This window comes from Aliivibrio salmonicida LFI1238, from assembly GCF_000196495.1.
Classification (GTDB): Bacteria; Pseudomonadota; Gammaproteobacteria; order Enterobacterales; family Vibrionaceae; genus Aliivibrio; species Aliivibrio salmonicida.
On sequence record NC_011313.1, the window covers coordinates 610,106 to 625,477 of the forward strand.

The 15,372-nt window shown below is 38.1% G+C and carries 14 protein-coding genes and 2 pseudogenes; 11 read left to right on the forward strand and 5 right to left on the reverse strand.

Annotated elements, in window-relative coordinates; genetic code table 11:
• The first annotated feature begins 556 nt into the window (after positions 1-556).
• The 11 genes and pseudogenes from VSAL_RS18950 to VSAL_RS19000 all read left to right on the forward strand — a co-directional run bounded on the left by VSAL_RS18950 (position 557) and on the right by VSAL_RS19000 (position 9,722).
• The gene (locus VSAL_RS18950) at positions 557-808 is read left to right on the forward strand and encodes a type II toxin-antitoxin system Phd/YefM family antitoxin (RefSeq protein ID WP_012551877.1); all 252 of its coding nucleotides are present in this window, start codon (positions 557-559) and stop codon (positions 806-808) included.
• A complete protein-coding gene (locus VSAL_RS18955) occupies positions 805-1,065 on the forward strand; it encodes a Txe/YoeB family addiction module toxin (protein ID WP_012551878.1) in 261 nt (86 codons plus the stop codon). Before VSAL_RS18950 ends, VSAL_RS18955 begins: the two co-directional genes overlap by 4 nt.
• 776 nt (positions 1,066-1,841) lie before the next feature.
• Positions 1,842-2,987 (forward strand): IS91-like element ISVsa10 family transposase, encoded by a 1,146-nt coding sequence (locus VSAL_RS18960; protein WP_012551880.1) that lies wholly within the window; start codon positions 1,842-1,844, stop codon positions 2,985-2,987.
• Between the two features lie 382 nt (positions 2,988-3,369).
• A pseudogene (dhiT, locus tag VSAL_RS18965) lies at positions 3,370-3,641 on the forward strand (type II toxin-antitoxin system toxin DhiT).
• The gene (gene dhiA / locus VSAL_RS18970) at positions 3,635-4,159 is read left to right on the forward strand and encodes a type II toxin-antitoxin system antitoxin DhiA (protein WP_012551882.1); all 525 of its coding nucleotides are present in this window, start codon (positions 3,635-3,637) and stop codon (positions 4,157-4,159) included. The pseudogene dhiT and the gene dhiA overlap by 7 nt, the downstream one beginning before the upstream one ends.
• A 692-nt stretch (positions 4,160-4,851) precedes the next feature.
• Entirely contained in the window at positions 4,852-5,256 is a 405-nt protein-coding gene (locus VSAL_RS18975; protein ID WP_012551883.1) for a hypothetical protein, read from the forward strand.
• Between the two features lie 166 nt (positions 5,257-5,422).
• Positions 5,423-6,567, forward strand: a protein-coding gene (locus VSAL_RS18985) for an IS3 family transposase (protein WP_085941879.1) whose coding sequence is annotated in 2 segments (ribosomal slippage) — positions 5,423-5,690 and positions 5,690-6,567 — 1,146 coding nt in all. Because the reading frame shifts where the segments join, the coding sequence is not laid out codon by codon here.
• A 74-nt stretch (positions 6,568-6,641) separates the two neighbouring features.
• Positions 6,642-6,872, forward strand: a pseudogene (locus VSAL_RS23010) (integrase core domain-containing protein); the annotation flags it as partial.
• A 173-nt stretch (positions 6,873-7,045) separates the two neighbouring features.
• Positions 7,046-7,294 (forward strand): DUF3297 family protein, encoded by a 249-nt coding sequence (locus VSAL_RS18990; protein ID WP_012551886.1) that lies wholly within the window; start codon positions 7,046-7,048, stop codon positions 7,292-7,294.
• A 272-nt stretch (positions 7,295-7,566) separates the two neighbouring features.
• Positions 7,567-8,856 (forward strand): DEAD/DEAH box helicase, encoded by a 1,290-nt coding sequence (locus VSAL_RS18995; RefSeq protein WP_044583649.1) that lies wholly within the window; start codon positions 7,567-7,569, stop codon positions 8,854-8,856.
• 338 nt (positions 8,857-9,194) lie between these two features.
• Positions 9,195-9,722 (forward strand): DUF6933 domain-containing protein, encoded by a 528-nt coding sequence (locus VSAL_RS19000; RefSeq protein WP_012551888.1) that lies wholly within the window; start codon positions 9,195-9,197, stop codon positions 9,720-9,722.
• Between the two features lie 66 nt (positions 9,723-9,788).
• Here VSAL_RS19000 and rodA read toward each other — a convergent pair whose 3' ends face one another.
• From rodA to VSAL_RS19025, 5 genes are all read right to left on the reverse strand, one after another.
• Entirely contained in the window at positions 9,789-10,871 is a 1,083-nt protein-coding gene (rodA, locus tag VSAL_RS19005) for a rod shape-determining protein RodA (protein ID WP_012551889.1), read from the reverse strand.
• An 83-nt stretch (positions 10,872-10,954) separates the two neighbouring features.
• A complete protein-coding gene (locus tag VSAL_RS19010) occupies positions 10,955-11,401 on the reverse strand; it encodes a hypothetical protein (protein WP_129546102.1) in 447 nt (148 codons plus the stop codon).
• Between the two features lie 155 nt (positions 11,402-11,556).
• Positions 11,557-13,242 (reverse strand): RluA family pseudouridine synthase, encoded by a 1,686-nt coding sequence (locus tag VSAL_RS19015; RefSeq protein ID WP_012551891.1) that lies wholly within the window; start codon positions 13,240-13,242, stop codon positions 11,557-11,559.
• Between the two features lies 1 nt (position 13,243).
• A complete protein-coding gene (locus VSAL_RS19020) occupies positions 13,244-14,926 on the reverse strand; it encodes an RluA family pseudouridine synthase (RefSeq protein WP_044583572.1) in 1,683 nt (560 codons plus the stop codon).
• Positions 14,927-15,048: 122 nt separating this feature from the next.
• Positions 15,049-15,285 (reverse strand): RNA recognition motif domain-containing protein, encoded by a 237-nt coding sequence (locus tag VSAL_RS19025; RefSeq protein WP_012551893.1) that lies wholly within the window; start codon positions 15,283-15,285, stop codon positions 15,049-15,051.
• Positions 15,286-15,372 lie beyond the last annotated feature (87 nt).

Sequence of the window (15,372 nt, forward strand, 5' to 3'; positions counted from 1 at the left end):
TTAATATTCGTGTTATCAGGCTCGGCAATTTACTATTATTGCCAAAAGTTCATGGATTTCAGAAACCAATTCACGCTTCAATTGTTCATGGTTTTGCCTCATTTTAGTTTGCATCAGTGTTTTCCTCGTGACATTTTCTATCCCAATTGTGGTTAGGATATTTGGTTTGTCAGCTCAAAACTGGCTGAAACCAAATCGTACAAATGGTGTAAGAAAAAGGGATTGTTTCATTTCACAGTTATTGCCGTGGATGTGATATTAAGCTCGCTTAATTGAGCCAGTCTAATTAAACTCAATTTACAGTAAATCTTGGTAAATCAATTCTTTACCAGTTAAAGCGAAGCGTTGAAAAAGATCGTGTAACAAAGCAATCAACACGATGCTATTTACATTCGGCATTCGCGGTTTAGAGTATAATTGGTTTGGTAATTAAGGCGTTCGCACGTGTTATTGCGGCGTTAACTGCTTCTTTGTTACCTGTGCAATAAATTGTACATTTCAATTTTAATGAGTTAGACTTGTTCAATATTAAGTACAACTTAACAAAGAGGTAATTATGCGTATAGTTTCTTTTACTGAAGCTCGAAATGGTCTTAAATCTGTTCTTGATGGCGTAGTTAATGATGCGGACTGCACAGTTATCACTCGTCGAGATTCTGAAGATGCAGTTGTAATGTCTATGGATTATTATAATAGCTTAATGGAAACGATTTATTTATCTCGTTCTCCAGCTAATGCTGCTCATCTAAACAAATCAATTGCTCAATACAATGCTGGTCAAACTACGGAAAGAGGCTTGCTTGAATGAGTCGAATGTTAGCTTGGACTGACGATGCTTGGGATGATTACTTGTATTGGCAAGGTCAGGATAAGAAAACGCTGAAACGCATCAATAAATTAATTACTGATGTGAAGCGTTCTCCCTTCGAAGGTATTGGTAAACCTGAGCCATTGAAAGAAAATTTGGCAGGTTTTTGGTCACGTAGAATTGATGACACCAACCGATTAGTTTATGCAGTTAATGATGCACATTTGACAATAATTTCCTGTCGCTATCATTATTAATTTGAAGCGCAGTTAACAATCGCATCAACACGATTTACTACACTCGGCAATCTCAGTTTGCCGGGTGTTTCTCGTTTTAAGGCGTCAATTTTAGATATGATTGCATAGTAGTAAACGTGTTATGCAGGCGTTACACGAACTCTAAGATTGCAGTTTTTTGGCTCAGTTCAGCGATTGAGCCGTTAGTTTTTTAGTCGTGAAAGTAGGGTGGATTTCCTCTTTCTTTGTTGCCTTTTAATATTCGTTTTATCAGGTTCGGCATTGAACTATTATTGCCCCAAGTTCAGGCGTTTCAGCGGTTAATTTACGCTTCAATTGTTCTTTGGCTATGCCTCATTTTATCTTGTATCAGTGTTTTGCTCGCAGCATTTTCAATCCAAATTGTGGTAAGGATATTTGGTTTATCAGCTCAAAACTGGCTGAAACCAAATCGTACAAATGGTGTAAGAAAAAGGGATTGTTTCGTTTCACAGTTATTGCCGTTGAAATGATATTTTGCTCGCTGAATTGAGCCAGTCTAATTAAACTCAATTTACAGTAAATCTTGGTAAATCAATTCTTTACCAGTTAAAGCGAAGCGTTGAAAAAGATCGTGTAACAAAGCAATCAACACGATGCTATTTACATTCGGCATTCGCGGTTTAGAGTATAATTGGTTTGGTAATTAAGGCGTTCGCACGTGTTATTGCGGCGTTAAATCTGCCGAGCAAGCTCGAAGAGTGCGCTGCCTCGTAATTATCCCTCTTAAACATCTCCTTCATGGTTAGATTTACTGTATGAGTAAACATACAGTTCAAACCTTTTTACAAAAAAGGTTTGAATCATATTCGAAGAACCATCGACTCCCTTTATATCAACTTAAGGGGATCAGTCGGCTTTCATCTTGTCGAACTTCATCGATGGGAGGTCATGCGCTGTATTGTGATAATGGTCATCTCAATGGCTATTGGTACAACAGCTGCGGGCATCGAAGTTGCCCACAATGTGGTGCTCTTAAAAGAGAGCAATGGCTTAAGAAAGTTGATTCGTTTATTTTAGATACTTCTCATCATCATTGGGTATTTACTCTTCCGCATGAGTTACATGAAATATGGCGATATAACAGAGCATTATGTCAGCAAACACTGTTTGACTCTGTACGTAAAACGATTCAGATATTAAGCGCGGATGAGCGATTTCTAGGTGCTAAGGTTGGGTGTGTTTTGGCTCTACATACCTGGGCTCGAAATCTAACTTTTCATCCTCATCTTCATTGCTTAATTACTCATGGTGGATTGAGTGATGACGGTTGGGTTGAACCAAAGAAAAGTATTCTATTTCCTGCCAGAGTTATGATGAAGCTGTTTCGCGGTAAGTTCATTGCAGCGCTACGCGCAGCAATGAATAAAGGAGAGTTAAATTATCCTGACACGCTTTCAAAACAAGATGTTCTAAATCTTTTTAATAAATGGGGTGTTTTGGACTGGGTTGTTCATTGTGCAAAACCGTACTCACATGGTGCTGGCGTTGTTAAATATTTAGCGCGATATGTTCGTGGCGGAGCCATAAAAAACAGTCAAATTATGCACGTGTCGAACAAGGAAGTGCGAGTTAAGTACAAATCTCATCAAACAAAGAAAACAGAAATGATTAGGCTAGAGCCTAATCATTTTATTGAGCGTATATTAAGTCATATAGCGATACCAAAAAAGCAGCAATACCACTTTGTTGGTTTGTATCATAATCGATGTCGAGAGAGGCTGAATAAAGCTCGACAGTATCTTGGCCAAGAGCGGATAAAGGACATTAGTCCTTTATTATGGCGAGAATACGCGGAAAGCAAAGAGCAGGTACCATGTTGTGATGAATGTGGAGGCAAGGTTACGGTATTGGCTCGATTCAAAGTGATAAACGGTGAATTTATTTTTTCATTGAAAATGTGATAAGGATTATTCTATTTCGTGTAGAAAGCTTGCTGCTGCAAGCGGTTCCAGTTATCGTGTGGTAGTTGGTTTATTTACTTGAAATAAATAGATATTTAGATAAGTGAAATGAGTATTTCCCTTGTTTTAGCATATAGAAATCACAAAGACATCGGCGCAGGCTTGCTCGTCAAATTTAACAGCTGCTGTAACCGAGTCACTAGTGGCAAATTTAACAATCGAATCAATGCGATGCTTATAACATTCGGCGTTTGTGGTTTAAAGTGTATTTAGTGCTATTAATCCGTCGTTTACACGCATTATTCTAGGCGTTACATGCTAAAGTTGTCTCTTTTGAGATACGGTGCTATAGTTTAACCAGATTTGATAATTAGAGGTTGCTATGCCAGAGATAGATGCATTGCTTGGGCTTTCATTTTGTCTGTATTTTTTCGATAACAAGCAGCATAAATTGCCTCATATTCATGTCAAATATGGTAGCTATGAGCTAATTATAGCAATTGAAACAGGTGAGTGCTTAGAGGGTTATTTACCAAATAAGCAACGAAAACGAGCAGAAGCTCACATTGAAAGCAATCGAGTAAAATTGATGGCAATGTGGAAACAAGCAGTTGCTGGTATTAATCCGGGTAAATTATAGGTGACGTATGTTGAAAGTAATTGATGTTGATTTGGTAGCTAATTTTACACTTGAGCTTACTTTTAGTGACGGTTATACCGGTGAAGCAAACTTAACTGAGTATTTCCAAAAAGAAGCATTTAGCCATGTGGCTAATTTTCAAAAGTTTGCATTAACGGCTGACGGCTCTCTTGATTGGAGTGGTGCTGAATTATCTGCTGCAACGTTAAAAGAAATCACGGTTGGTAGTTATACTGAATCTGATTTAACGCCTTTTGACGTTAAAGAAATGGAAATGGTAATCAAGCAGGCTTCATGGGATTCAATGCAAGAAGGTCGAGCTGACATTTTGCAAGCGGCCATTCGTTCTTATGTTGAACAATTTGGCCACAGTGTTGTAATTGAGCGTGCAGGAATTAAAAGTAGAACGAGTGCTTATCGTTCATTAAAACCTGAAACGACACCAAGTTTTGGTACTTTGGTTCAATTAGGGCATGCAGTAATTGAGTTGGCTAAAGATAGAGTATCTGCTCATTCTTTGAGTCGCATGTAACAAATGCATCAACACGATTTACTACACTCGGCAATCTCAGTTTGCCGAGTGTTTCTCGTTTTAAGGCGTCAATATTAAGTATAATTGCATAGTAGTAAACGTGTTATGCAGGCGTTGTGCGTACTGAGTCCGAAATTTTTTCACGGTTCATCAATAGAATCTCAGTTTTCGTAGTTTCGGCTTAGTAAGCGTGAATTTCTTCTTTGTTGCCTTTTAGTTTTCATTTCATCAGGTTCGGCATTGAACTATTATTGCCCCAAGTTCAGGCGTTTCAGCGGCTAATTTACGCTTCAATTGTTCTTTGGTTATGCCTCATTTTATCCTGAATCAGTGTTTTGCTCGCAGTATTTTCAATCCCAATTGTGGTTTGGATGTTTGGTTTATTAGCTCCAAACTTGTTGAAACCAAGTCGTACAAATGGTGTAAGAAAAAGGGATTGTTTCGTTTCACAGTTATTGCCGTTGATTAGATATTTTGCTCGCTTAATTGAGCCAGTCTAATTAAACTTAGTTTATAGTAAATCTTGGTAAATCAGTTCTTTACCAATTAAAGCGAAGCGTTGACAAAGATCGTGTAACAAAGCAATCAACACGATGCTATTACACTCGGCATTCGCGGTTTAGAGTATAATTGGTTTGGTAAGTCAGTCTTTCGCACGTGTTATTGCGGCGTTAATCGTACAAGGAGGTACAATGTATAAATTACGAAAACTGGAAGGTGAGCAAGATTGGCTAGATGTGGATGGAGTTAAGATTTATACCATTTCAGCAAATGAAGAACCAATCAATATGGTCGCTTTTCATCAACGACTAACAGAGGTTAAATCTGAAATAACTCTCGAATGGGATCAAACGGCTGCGTTCGTTATTTTTCATAATGGTGCAAGTTGTAAGTATTTGGTTTTAGCTTGTTGGGGTAATGATAATGAATTATTTACATCAGTATCAGTTCAAGTTAATGGGGTTTGGGTTGTAGATCCAACTAAATATTCGTTTTGTCTTTATGATATTGAAGTCATGTGGAAGGAACGTAATATCTACATAGAAACAATAGATTGTGAAAGTCCGTCATTGGTTAAGTATCGCACTAGCCGTTAGATGTACGTTTAACAAATGCATCAACACGATTTACTACACTCGGCAATCTCAGTTTGCCGGGTGTTTCTCGTTTTAAGGCGTCAATTTTAAGTATGTAGTGGCATAGTGAATTTGGCCACCTAGTTAGAGATGTTATAATCATCTCAGAATTAATTAGGTGTACATAATGACAAAACGTCCAAGAAAGAACTATAGCGCGTCATACAAGTTAGAAGCAGCTCAGTTAGTCACCGAGCAAGGTTACTCAATTACTGAAGCTTCTCAAGCTATGAACGTAAGTAAATCAGCGATGACTAATTGGGTTCAACAGCTAAAAAGTGAATTAAGCGGAGTGATGCCAACGGCATCACTTATAACTCCCGAGCAAATAGAAATTCGTGAGTTAAAGAAAAAACTTGCTCGTCTTGAGGAGCATAATGAAATACTAAAAAAGGCTACGGCTCTGTTGATGTCAGACTCACTGAACAATTCGCATTAATAGATAAACTCAGACAGAGCCACAGCATAAGTATTCTTTGTGAAACTTTTGGTATACATCGGAGTAGCTATAAGTATTGGAAGGCAAAACCAAGAAACATAGACCGTGAATTCTTAGACTTATGCTCGGAAGTTAAAGAGGTATATCGCTGTAGTAATGGTTCTGCAGGGGCGAGAAGTATAGCTAAAATGGTATCCCAGAGAGGGATGCCACTTAGTCGCTACCGTGCAACTAAGTTAATGAAATTACTCAACTTAGTAAGTACGCAAATACCGAAGCATAGCTATAAGAAAGCAAACCATGAAAGTATTATTGCTCCTAATTTATTGAAACGACAATTTGATGTTAAACAACCAAATAAAATTTGGTGCGGAGATGTGACTTACATTTGGATAGGTACAAGATGGGCTTATTTGGCTGTTGTTATTGACCTATTTTCACGAAAACCGATTGGTTGGCCATTATCACTTTCCCCAGATAGTAACCTTACAAGCAATGCGCTTTCAATGGCTTATGAGTTACGAGGAAAGCCATTAAATGTCATGTACCATAGCGATCAAGGCTGTCACTATACCAGTTTAAAATTCAAGCAGAAATTGTGGCAATATCAAATAATTCAGAGCATGAGTCGTCGTGGGAATTGTTGGGATAATAGCCCAATGGAAAGGTTTTTTAGAAGTTTAAAAAGTGAATGGGTTCCTAAGAATGGATATAAAAGTTTTGCTGAAGCAAAACATTCAATAACTAAATATATCATAGGTTATTTCAGCAGTACTAGGCCTCATCAGCACAATGATGGATTACCACCTAACCTTGCAGAGCAACAGTATTAGTTAGAATATAAATCGGTGGCCAGTTTTACTTGACCACTACAAAAGACTACAGAGACTACCTAAGAACATTGAAAATAACGCAAAGTATGAGTCGTCGTGGGAATTGTTTAGACAATGCTGTAATGGAACGATTCTTTAGATCATTAAAAAGTGAGCATCTTAATTTACTGCTCTTTTTTAATCATGAGTCCGTGATTAGTGAAGTGGTAAATTATATTACCTTTTACAATTACAAACGTAGCCATAGTGGGTTGGATTATTTAACTCCGCATGGAAAGTATATAGAATTTGAAAAAGCGGCTTAAAAAGTCTCCAGTAAAGCAGGGCCATTACCTATAGGAATGAAAGCGTATTGGTTGAGTTCCTACCAAAGAGCTAAGTGGATGAAATATAAGAGCACGATTTATTACAACATATCTTGAGCGTTAGGTCTATATTGTCTACAATAGCGCACTTTTATTGACTACAGGTCACGAACATGAACGACGCTAAATCGCAACCAGCTTTACCAGATCACCTTTCGGGCAATCCTCGTAGCCCACATCATGTGGCAGAATGCTTTGAACATCACATTGGTATTAAACTTAATGACAAAGAGCGTACTGATGTTGAAGAGTATTGCATTAGTGAAGGTTGGGTAAAAATCCCATCACCTAAAGCATTGGATCGTCGTGGTCAACCTCTTATGATCACATTGAAAGGTAAAGTTGAAGCTTTTTATAAATAAGAACAAATGATAGTAAGCGAGGATCTCATCCCGCTAAGTTGTCGTAATAGTTAAGTGGTTATTTATTACCCACGTAGACTTATTTTTAAAAAGGGCCTAAAGAAATTTAGGTCCTTTTGTTTGTCCTACGTTTAGTATTTTGGTGCAGATTAAGCGTGATTTATACGGTGTAGGTGGTATTACGGGGGCGTTTGAGATATTTAATTAACTGAATCGGGCATAAATAGGCTAAAATGGCTGGCTATTATCTTAGCTTTGAGCCCTTTATATTAATGACCACTATCACAACGCCTGCCAACTTTACAGAACTTGGCCTTATTACACCTTTGTTAGCTCGATTAACTGAGCTGGAATATCAACAGCCAACGCCAATTCAAGCGCAAGCTATTCCAAGTGTATTGGCTGGGCGTGACTTAATTGCAGGGGCAAATACAGGTTCAGGTAAAACAGCAACGTTCGCACTGCCTATATTACAGCAGTTGCATGAAGATAAGCCTTTTAGCACTAAAAGTGGGAAAGGTAACTATGTTACTGGATTGATTTTAGTTCCGACTCGTGAATTGGCAAAACAAGTTGCTGACAGTATTAAATCTTATGCTGTGCATTTTAACGGTGCAATTAAAACCGTTGCTGTTTTTGGTGGCGTATCTGCAAATACTCAAATGCTGGCTTTACGTGGCGGCACTGATATTTTAGTAGCCACACCGGGTCGATTACTCGATCTTATTTCAAGTAATGCTATTAAGCTTGATAAAGTCAAAACATTAGTGCTTGATGAAGCCGATCGAATGTTAAGCCTTGGCTTTACTGAAGAGCTATCAGCGTTATTGGATTTATTACCAAAGCAAAAGCAGACGTTATTGTTTTCAGCGACTTTTCCTGAACAAGTACAAACATTAACTCAAGAACTGCTTAACGATCCTATTGAAATTCAAGTGCAAAGCGCAGATGCAAGTACTTTGGTACAGCGTGTTTTTACCGTTAATAAAGGTGAAAAAACCGCATTGCTAGCGCATTTGATCAAACAAAACGAATGGCGACAAGCACTTATCTTCGTTAATGCGAAAAATAGTTGTGAGCATTTAGCGGATAAACTGTCTAAACGTGGAATTACCGCTGAAGTATTTCATGGTGATAAAGGCCAAGGTGCGCGTACTCGTATACTTGAAGCATTTAAATTGGGTGAGATTGAAGTTTTAATTGCGACAAATATTGCTGCTCGTGGTTTAGATATCGAAAAACTACCGGTTGTTATTAATTTTGATTTGCCAAGAAGTCCATCAGATTATATGCACCGTATTGGTCGAAGTGGTCGTGCTGGGGAAGTTGGTTTAGCATTATCACTTATCGATCATGAAGATTACCATCACTTTAAAATCATCGAGAAGAAGAACAAAATTCGACTAGAACGTGAAGAAGTTGAAGGTTTTGAAGTCGATGAAGCAGTAAGTGATTCTTTATCAGACGTAGAAAAGCCGATGGCAAAACCTGAAGGCACTGGTAAGAAAAAACGTAAAAATAGAGCATCAGCAGATGAAGATGTTTGGTTGAGAAATTACTAATCTAAAAAAGATAACATGATTATGAGCCCTTAGTTAAGCGCATAATTCTACTAACACTATAATTTATTACACTCGGTATTCTTTGCTTACCGAGTGTTTTTTGTTTTAAGGCGTAAATTTACTATTAATGCAATTAACTGAATACTCTATTTATTAGTAGAAAAATCACTAAGAATAAAAACCTGATAAGCAGTTATTCTATAATTATGTAATTGATTTAGTAAGAATAAACAGATGTTTATTGGAATTGGTGTAAATAGATGTGCATGATAAGAAAGGGTTATGCTGCGACTATATTACCAATGTAAACTATGATTTTTAGTCTCAGAGGTTGAGCGATGTTTCAATTTAAATGTACCAAAAAAGTTCAAGATTTTATTGGTATTACACCTAGTGAACTTAAGGTTATAGTGCCTGAGAAATTTGCATTAGGTAATTGGTTTGTGCATTCTTTTGAGGAAGATAATCATAATGTGTTGGTGTTTATGGAAGAGAGAACATTGTTCTCATTCATTATTGTCGGTATTCAAAAAGAACACATTAAAACGTTAAGAAAACACTTTCTGGAAGGGCTGTGTTTACAAATGAAAGCGGAAGGCGTTAGTATTCAAACCATTTCGGCATATGCGATTAATGACACGGTGATTCAATATACGAAAACAGACAGTACAAATAAGGTTGGTATAATGAATGATCTTATTTCTCTTTATCAATCGCGAATTGAAATTGAAGGGGGGTTATCTGAAATTGACGTTGTTGATGTTGCCATGAAAATAAATCGAATACCTCAAAGCCACTTAGCTTTAACTTATGTGGTTAAGGAGTTTAAACTGGTGCTTGGAGAGGTAACGTCACAATTTCATTAATTAACGTAGTATTTCCATTTAACTAAAAGCGCGAAGGTATCGCGCTTTTAGTTAATGGATAGGCGGTTATTTAGTCTTATAAGGTTTATAAAGACAAAGTGACATAATAATACCAAAGCAGATCCCTTGGGTTATCATCGCGGTTCCCCCATAACTAAAAAATGGCAATGGGCTTCCCATCACAGGAAGCAATCCACTGACCATTCCCATATTAATAAAGGCATAAAGGAAGAAGCTAAGGGCAAATGCGCCACTGACCAATCGATTAAAGGGAGATTCACACTGACAAGCCAGCCAAATGACACGACCAGTGATGAATAAATACAGTCCTAGCAACAATACACTGCCAAAAAATCCCCACTCTTCAGCGTAAGTTGAAAAAATGAAATCAGTATGACTTTCTGGAATGAAACCAAGGTGTCCTTGTGTAGCGTTCATCCAACCTTTTCCACGTAAGCCACCAGAGCCAATCGCAATCAGTGATTGGATAATTTGGTAACCAGCACCAAGAGGATCAGATTCAGGATCCAGAAACTGGGTGACTCGTTTCTTTTGGTAAGCCGCCATAACAAAAATCCATAAGGCGGGGATCGTGATTGCGAGACCGCCAAGAAAAGAACCAATAATTTTCCAACTCATGCCTGCAAAATACAATACAAAAAGGGCATAGATGACGGTGAAAATTGCCCCATCAAGATCGGGTTGAATGAAAATCAAACTGGCAGGGACGGCAGTTACGAGCAAACAAATAGCTATCTTTTTTAAATCAGGACGTCCGGCATCAACAACCAAAAGCCAAGCTACCATCAGTGGTATTGCTACCTTAACCAGTTCAGAGGGTTGAAAACGAATCGGTCCAATAACTAACCAACGTTGAGAACCATTTGTACTGTCACCAATCAGAATAACACCTAATAAAAGAATAACTGCTAAGCCATATAAAAAAGGCGTCATGCGTTGGTAATTCAAGGGAGGAATAGCGGACATAAAAACAATACATCCAATCGCCATTACTGCTCGGATAAGATGACGCTGTAACATAGGCTCACTGAATCCACTAGCACTCCATACCGTTAGAGAGCCGAGTAAAATCAATACAAATATAGCAAACAATAAAGGGTAATCGATACGTGGTCTGTAATTAAACATAAATACTATTCATTATAAAACGTAAAAGAGACTCAGAATGAGAATGTATAGAGCGATAGTTCAGTCGTAATAAAACGGCCTATCTATTTAACGGTTTTATATTGGAGATTCGATTCCTTCCAGCCACCCAATCGATTGTTATCAATAGTTTGCTTATAGAATGTTGATGGAATAATAATGACGGTCATCGCCAAAGAAACCCACTGTTTTACTTGTAGGCGTCTGTCTGCAACAGTCACGGTAGGGGGATTTGATGGTGGCTTCGTTGGCGCATCAATCACTCTAGGTTTTAAAAAAGAGAGAGGTTCTATTCGTAAAGGGTGTGAAAAAGGGGTTAATAGTAATCTTTGATCAGCATGATGAATGTTCATCTCACTGCCATTAAGTCTATTTTTATCCATCATAGACGAGGTATCAGTAGGTTCAAATTGTGTTTGAATGGATGACATAGCAATATTAATGCATAACGATACAAGCAATAAGCTAAACAGAAAAAGAGTTATCTGCGGTAATGTAAAATGTTTTTTCATGCTTGTTCTATATGAGTATGGATTAATAAATGAACACTGTTCAAGGCTTCTGCACTGTGAGATGCAGAAGTTAGCTAAATTAACGATTTTATGAAAAAAAGCAATCTTTTCAGATGAATGAACATTCAATTTTTGACATTACTATCGATAATGTATTAAAAATCATCTTTCACTGAAAATTCGACCTCGTTACCAGTGATAGGGTGCGTAAATTTTAGGTACCCAGCATGTAGATGCAATCGGTTAGATTTAAACCCATATAAGTCATCACCGACAATAGGGGTGCCCAAACCCGCTTGATGAGCACAATGTACGCGCAACTGGTGAGTTCGACCTGTTTTTGGGTAAAGGTAGACTTTTGTTTGGTTGTTGTTTCGCTCTATTACTTGAAAAGTGGTTTCTGCTTTTCGGCCTTGCTTATGGTCTACCATTTGTCGTGGTCTGTCTTCTAAATCACCAGTGAGAGGTAAATCTATGATGCCATCATTTAAGGCAATGTTACCCTCAAGAAGCGCGGTGTAGCGTTTTTCTACCGTTCTATCAATAAACTGCTTTTGTACCTGCTTATTTGTTTCAGCCGTTAAAGTTAATACTAATAGACCTGACGTCGACATGTCTAAGCGGTGTACGATTAATGGACCTGTTGCCTGTGGATAACGCGCTTTAATGCGAGTCTGTACTGAGTCTGTAATAAATTTCCCTGGAACCGATAAAAATTCAGCCGGTTTGTTTACGATAACAATGGCCTCATCTTCATAAACGATCTCAAGATCTTTTCCATAAGAGGGCGTTTGTTTTAATGAATTGTCATCCAGTTCTATTCCTTCAAGCATGTGCTCTAAGATTTCAAAACACTTACTCTGACAGGCAGGATAGACATTTTTGTGTTGTCTGATTGTTTCATAAGGTGAAGAACCCCACCAAAACTCTCCGAGCGCTAAAGGGGTTAGTCCCATTTTAAAGGCCGCTTGAAGTAATTTGGGTGCATTCTCTTCACTTGAGTGTGAAATCGGAGATGATTCATCATCAACAGCAGTGAATAAATCATATAAGCTTTTTGTTGAGCCCAATTGGTTTGTAAATTGGCAAGCTCGTAACTTTTCGATGTCTAGATTTTTAGACAGTTGTTTGTACTCATTTTCTTTCTGAGCAATTGAAGTAAGCATCGTATTATGTTGAATCGTTAATTCTGCAAGGCTGGCTTTCCATTGCTCTTTTAAGGCTTTTAATTCTCTTTTTTCTCGGCTGCTTTGGTTACCAAGATCGTGAATTAACGCTTCAAGTTGTGCTGTGTTTACTGTTGATGCAGGGTTTGATTCTGCTTCTGTTCGTAATTGTTTACGCTGCTTCTTACTTTTTGCCATCGATTGTTGAAATGCAGTGATTTCTTGCTCAGCTTGTGAATTTTTTAACACCAATTTGTCAGTAAGGGCACTAAATTCTGGGGTGCTTTTTAATGTAGATATATGGTGGCGAAGCGTATTGATATGTTGTGTTTTTTCAGTAAAGTAAGGCTGATCATAGTGATGGTCAACAATTGTATCGACAAAAAGGCTAGGAGTGTCACTGTGTATTTTATGATTAGTTAACTCGTTTCCTGCATAAGAAGATAAATAACCGATATCTCCTTGTTGGTTTTTAACGACAAGCACGCCAAACATGTGTCCAATCGCGGTAAAGTCGTATTGCCATTCTTGTTGAGTGTCTAGGTAATGCTGTAGCTCACTCATTGCTAGTAACGCTAATGGGTGAGGGACATAGTAATATGGGAACGTAAAATTCGCAGGTAATGAGTACTGATCAATGCTCGTCGAGAATCGGGTAAATTGATGTTGTGTCATATTAAAATCGAGCCTCAACTACAAATTCCATAGGCTCTTTTGTTATTGGGTGAGTCACTGATAAATAGCCCGCGTGCAGATATAAACGATCCGCTTTTTGACCATATAAACCATCACCGATGATAGGCATATTTAATCCTAAGTGGTGGGCACAATGCACACGTAATTGATGAGTTCGCCCTGTTTTTGGGTAAAGGTGCACAAGAGTTTGCTTTTCTTTATATTCAATCACGTTATACGTTGTTTCTGCCTGTTTTCCGTATTCAAAGCAGACTAACTGACGCGGTCTGTCATAAAGATCCCCACGCAATGGTAACGTGATCTGTCCTTCGCGATGTGGTAATAAACCATCAAGTAATGCGGTGTAGCGTTTTTCTACAGTACGATTGATGAACTGTTTCTGCAGACGTTTATGCGCTTTACTGGTTAACCCTAAAACCATTAAACCAGAGGCTGCCATGTCTAAGCGATGCACAATTAGCCCACCAGTTGCATTTGGGTAACGTTGCTGTACGCGGGTATAAACAGAGTCATTAATATTTTTACCCGGTACCGATAAGAAATCCGCTGGCTTATTGATGATGAGCATAAATTCATCTTCATAAATAATATCGATGTCTTTGCCTTCTGCTGGATTGATTAACAGTGGGTTTTCATCCATTTCAATACCATCCAACATATGCCCTAAGATTGGTTGGCATTTACTTTGACAAGACGCATAGAATTTTTTGTGTTGACGTATTTCTGATTTTGGAGCGCTTCCCCACCAAAATTCAGCCAAAGCAAGTGGGGTAAAACCATGTGCAAATGCGTATTGAAGCAATTTTGGTGCGGCACATTCGCCAGAGCCTGCTGGAGGAACATGATTTGGGGTATCTTTAAAAATATCGTTAAGATCTTTTTCTACGCCATGGATGTTTAGGAATTTGTATTGTTGGAACAATTTTTTTTGTAAGGCAGAAGATAACACTTTACGACGTGTTTTTAATGCGTTAATAGCGTTATTTAAGTCATCTAATTGAGACTGAATTTTATTGATTCTTGTGTCCCAATGTATTTTTAAATCTCTCAGGGCGTTCTTTTCTTGAACACTCTGCTTTCCTAATTCTATTTTTAAGCGCTCGCCGGATTCTGATGATGCATTACGTTCTGCATCTGCACGTTGTTCTTTTCGTGATTTTCGGCCTTCGATCATGACTTGGCGCTGGGCTTCAAGTTGTTCTTGAGAGATTGTGTTTTCTATAGATAGAGTGGTGCTTAATTCGCCCAATAACGGATTGCTTTGTTGTTGTTTTATCGCCGTGTTTATATCGGTAATGTCTGCCAATTCAGTTTTAAAAAAACCGTCTTCCTTGAGCATATCAAATACGGGAGGAACAAAATGTGGGAGGTGATTACTGTCAGCAATTTTTCCTGAAAAAGCAGATAAAAATCCGACTTCACCAGAAGGGTGGCGTACAAGTAATACTCCAAACATTTTACCAATGGCTTTATCGTTGCTTTCTTCTAATCCAAAGTTGTGTTGCCATTCTGTTTGGGATATTAAGTGACCCTGTAACTGCTTGGCGGCGAGCTCACATAATGGATGCGGTTCATAGTAAAACGGGAAAGTGAATCGCTCAGGTAAAGAATAGCTATCGAGAGGGTGTACAAAAGAAGTAAAGCAAGGATCAGACATTGGCATCATCTTATCTAATTGGCAGAGTTTTTAGGGGAGTGGGTGATCAAAATAAGTGATTCAAATACCAGCTTGAGAGCCATGATATTTGAATCACTAGAATGCGTTTAGCCTACAAAATAATGGAATTATTCTGCTGCTTTTACGCGAATCTTGTCTTTATCAAACTTTTTACCATTTTCAGCTTCGATAGCAGCTAGAGCTTCTTCATCGTTTGGCATGTCAACAAATGCAAAACCTTTAGATTCGCCAGTCGCTTCGTCTAAAACTAATGTGCAATAACCAAGTGAACCGTGAGCTTTAAACATTTCTCTTAATTCATATTCAGTCATTGTACGAGGTAAATTGCGAACTAGTAATTTCATGATTAACCGTTAAATAGTGATTTGAGGCTACGTTATAACAGAAATTGGTACGATGTGCCAAAATGAAAATCCGAAACCGTAAAATAA

What these genes read in the sequence shown, in the direction of transcription:
- VSAL_RS18950 (WP_012551877.1), top strand. Translation starts at nt 557, where the DNA reads ATGCGTATAGTTTCTTTTACTGAAGCTCGAAATGGTCTTAAATCTGTT.
- VSAL_RS18955 (WP_012551878.1), top strand. Translation starts at nt 805, where the DNA reads ATGAGTCGAATGTTAGCTTGGACTGACGATGCTTGGGATGATTACTTG.
- VSAL_RS18960 (WP_012551880.1), top strand. Translation starts at nt 1,842, where the DNA reads ATGAGTAAACATACAGTTCAAACCTTTTTACAAAAAAGGTTTGAATCA.
- dhiA (WP_012551882.1), top strand. Translation starts at nt 3,635, where the DNA reads ATGTTGAAAGTAATTGATGTTGATTTGGTAGCTAATTTTACACTTGAG.
- VSAL_RS18975 (WP_012551883.1), top strand. Translation starts at nt 4,852, where the DNA reads ATGTATAAATTACGAAAACTGGAAGGTGAGCAAGATTGGCTAGATGTG.
- VSAL_RS18990 (WP_012551886.1), top strand. Translation starts at nt 7,046, where the DNA reads ATGAACGACGCTAAATCGCAACCAGCTTTACCAGATCACCTTTCGGGC.
- VSAL_RS18995 (WP_044583649.1), top strand. Translation starts at nt 7,567, where the DNA reads ATGACCACTATCACAACGCCTGCCAACTTTACAGAACTTGGCCTTATT.
- VSAL_RS19000 (WP_012551888.1), top strand. Translation starts at nt 9,195, where the DNA reads ATGTTTCAATTTAAATGTACCAAAAAAGTTCAAGATTTTATTGGTATT.
- rodA (WP_012551889.1), bottom strand. Translation starts at nt 10,871, where the DNA reads ATGTTTAATTACAGACCACGTATCGATTACCCTTTATTGTTTGCTATA.
- VSAL_RS19010 (WP_129546102.1), bottom strand. Translation starts at nt 11,401, where the DNA reads ATGAAAAAACATTTTACATTACCGCAGATAACTCTTTTTCTGTTTAGC.
- VSAL_RS19015 (WP_012551891.1), bottom strand. Translation starts at nt 13,242, where the DNA reads ATGACACAACATCAATTTACCCGATTCTCGACGAGCATTGATCAGTAC.
- VSAL_RS19020 (WP_044583572.1), bottom strand. Translation starts at nt 14,926, where the DNA reads ATGCCAATGTCTGATCCTTGCTTTACTTCTTTTGTACACCCTCTCGAT.
- VSAL_RS19025 (WP_012551893.1), bottom strand. Translation starts at nt 15,285, where the DNA reads ATGAAATTACTAGTTCGCAATTTACCTCGTACAATGACTGAATATGAA.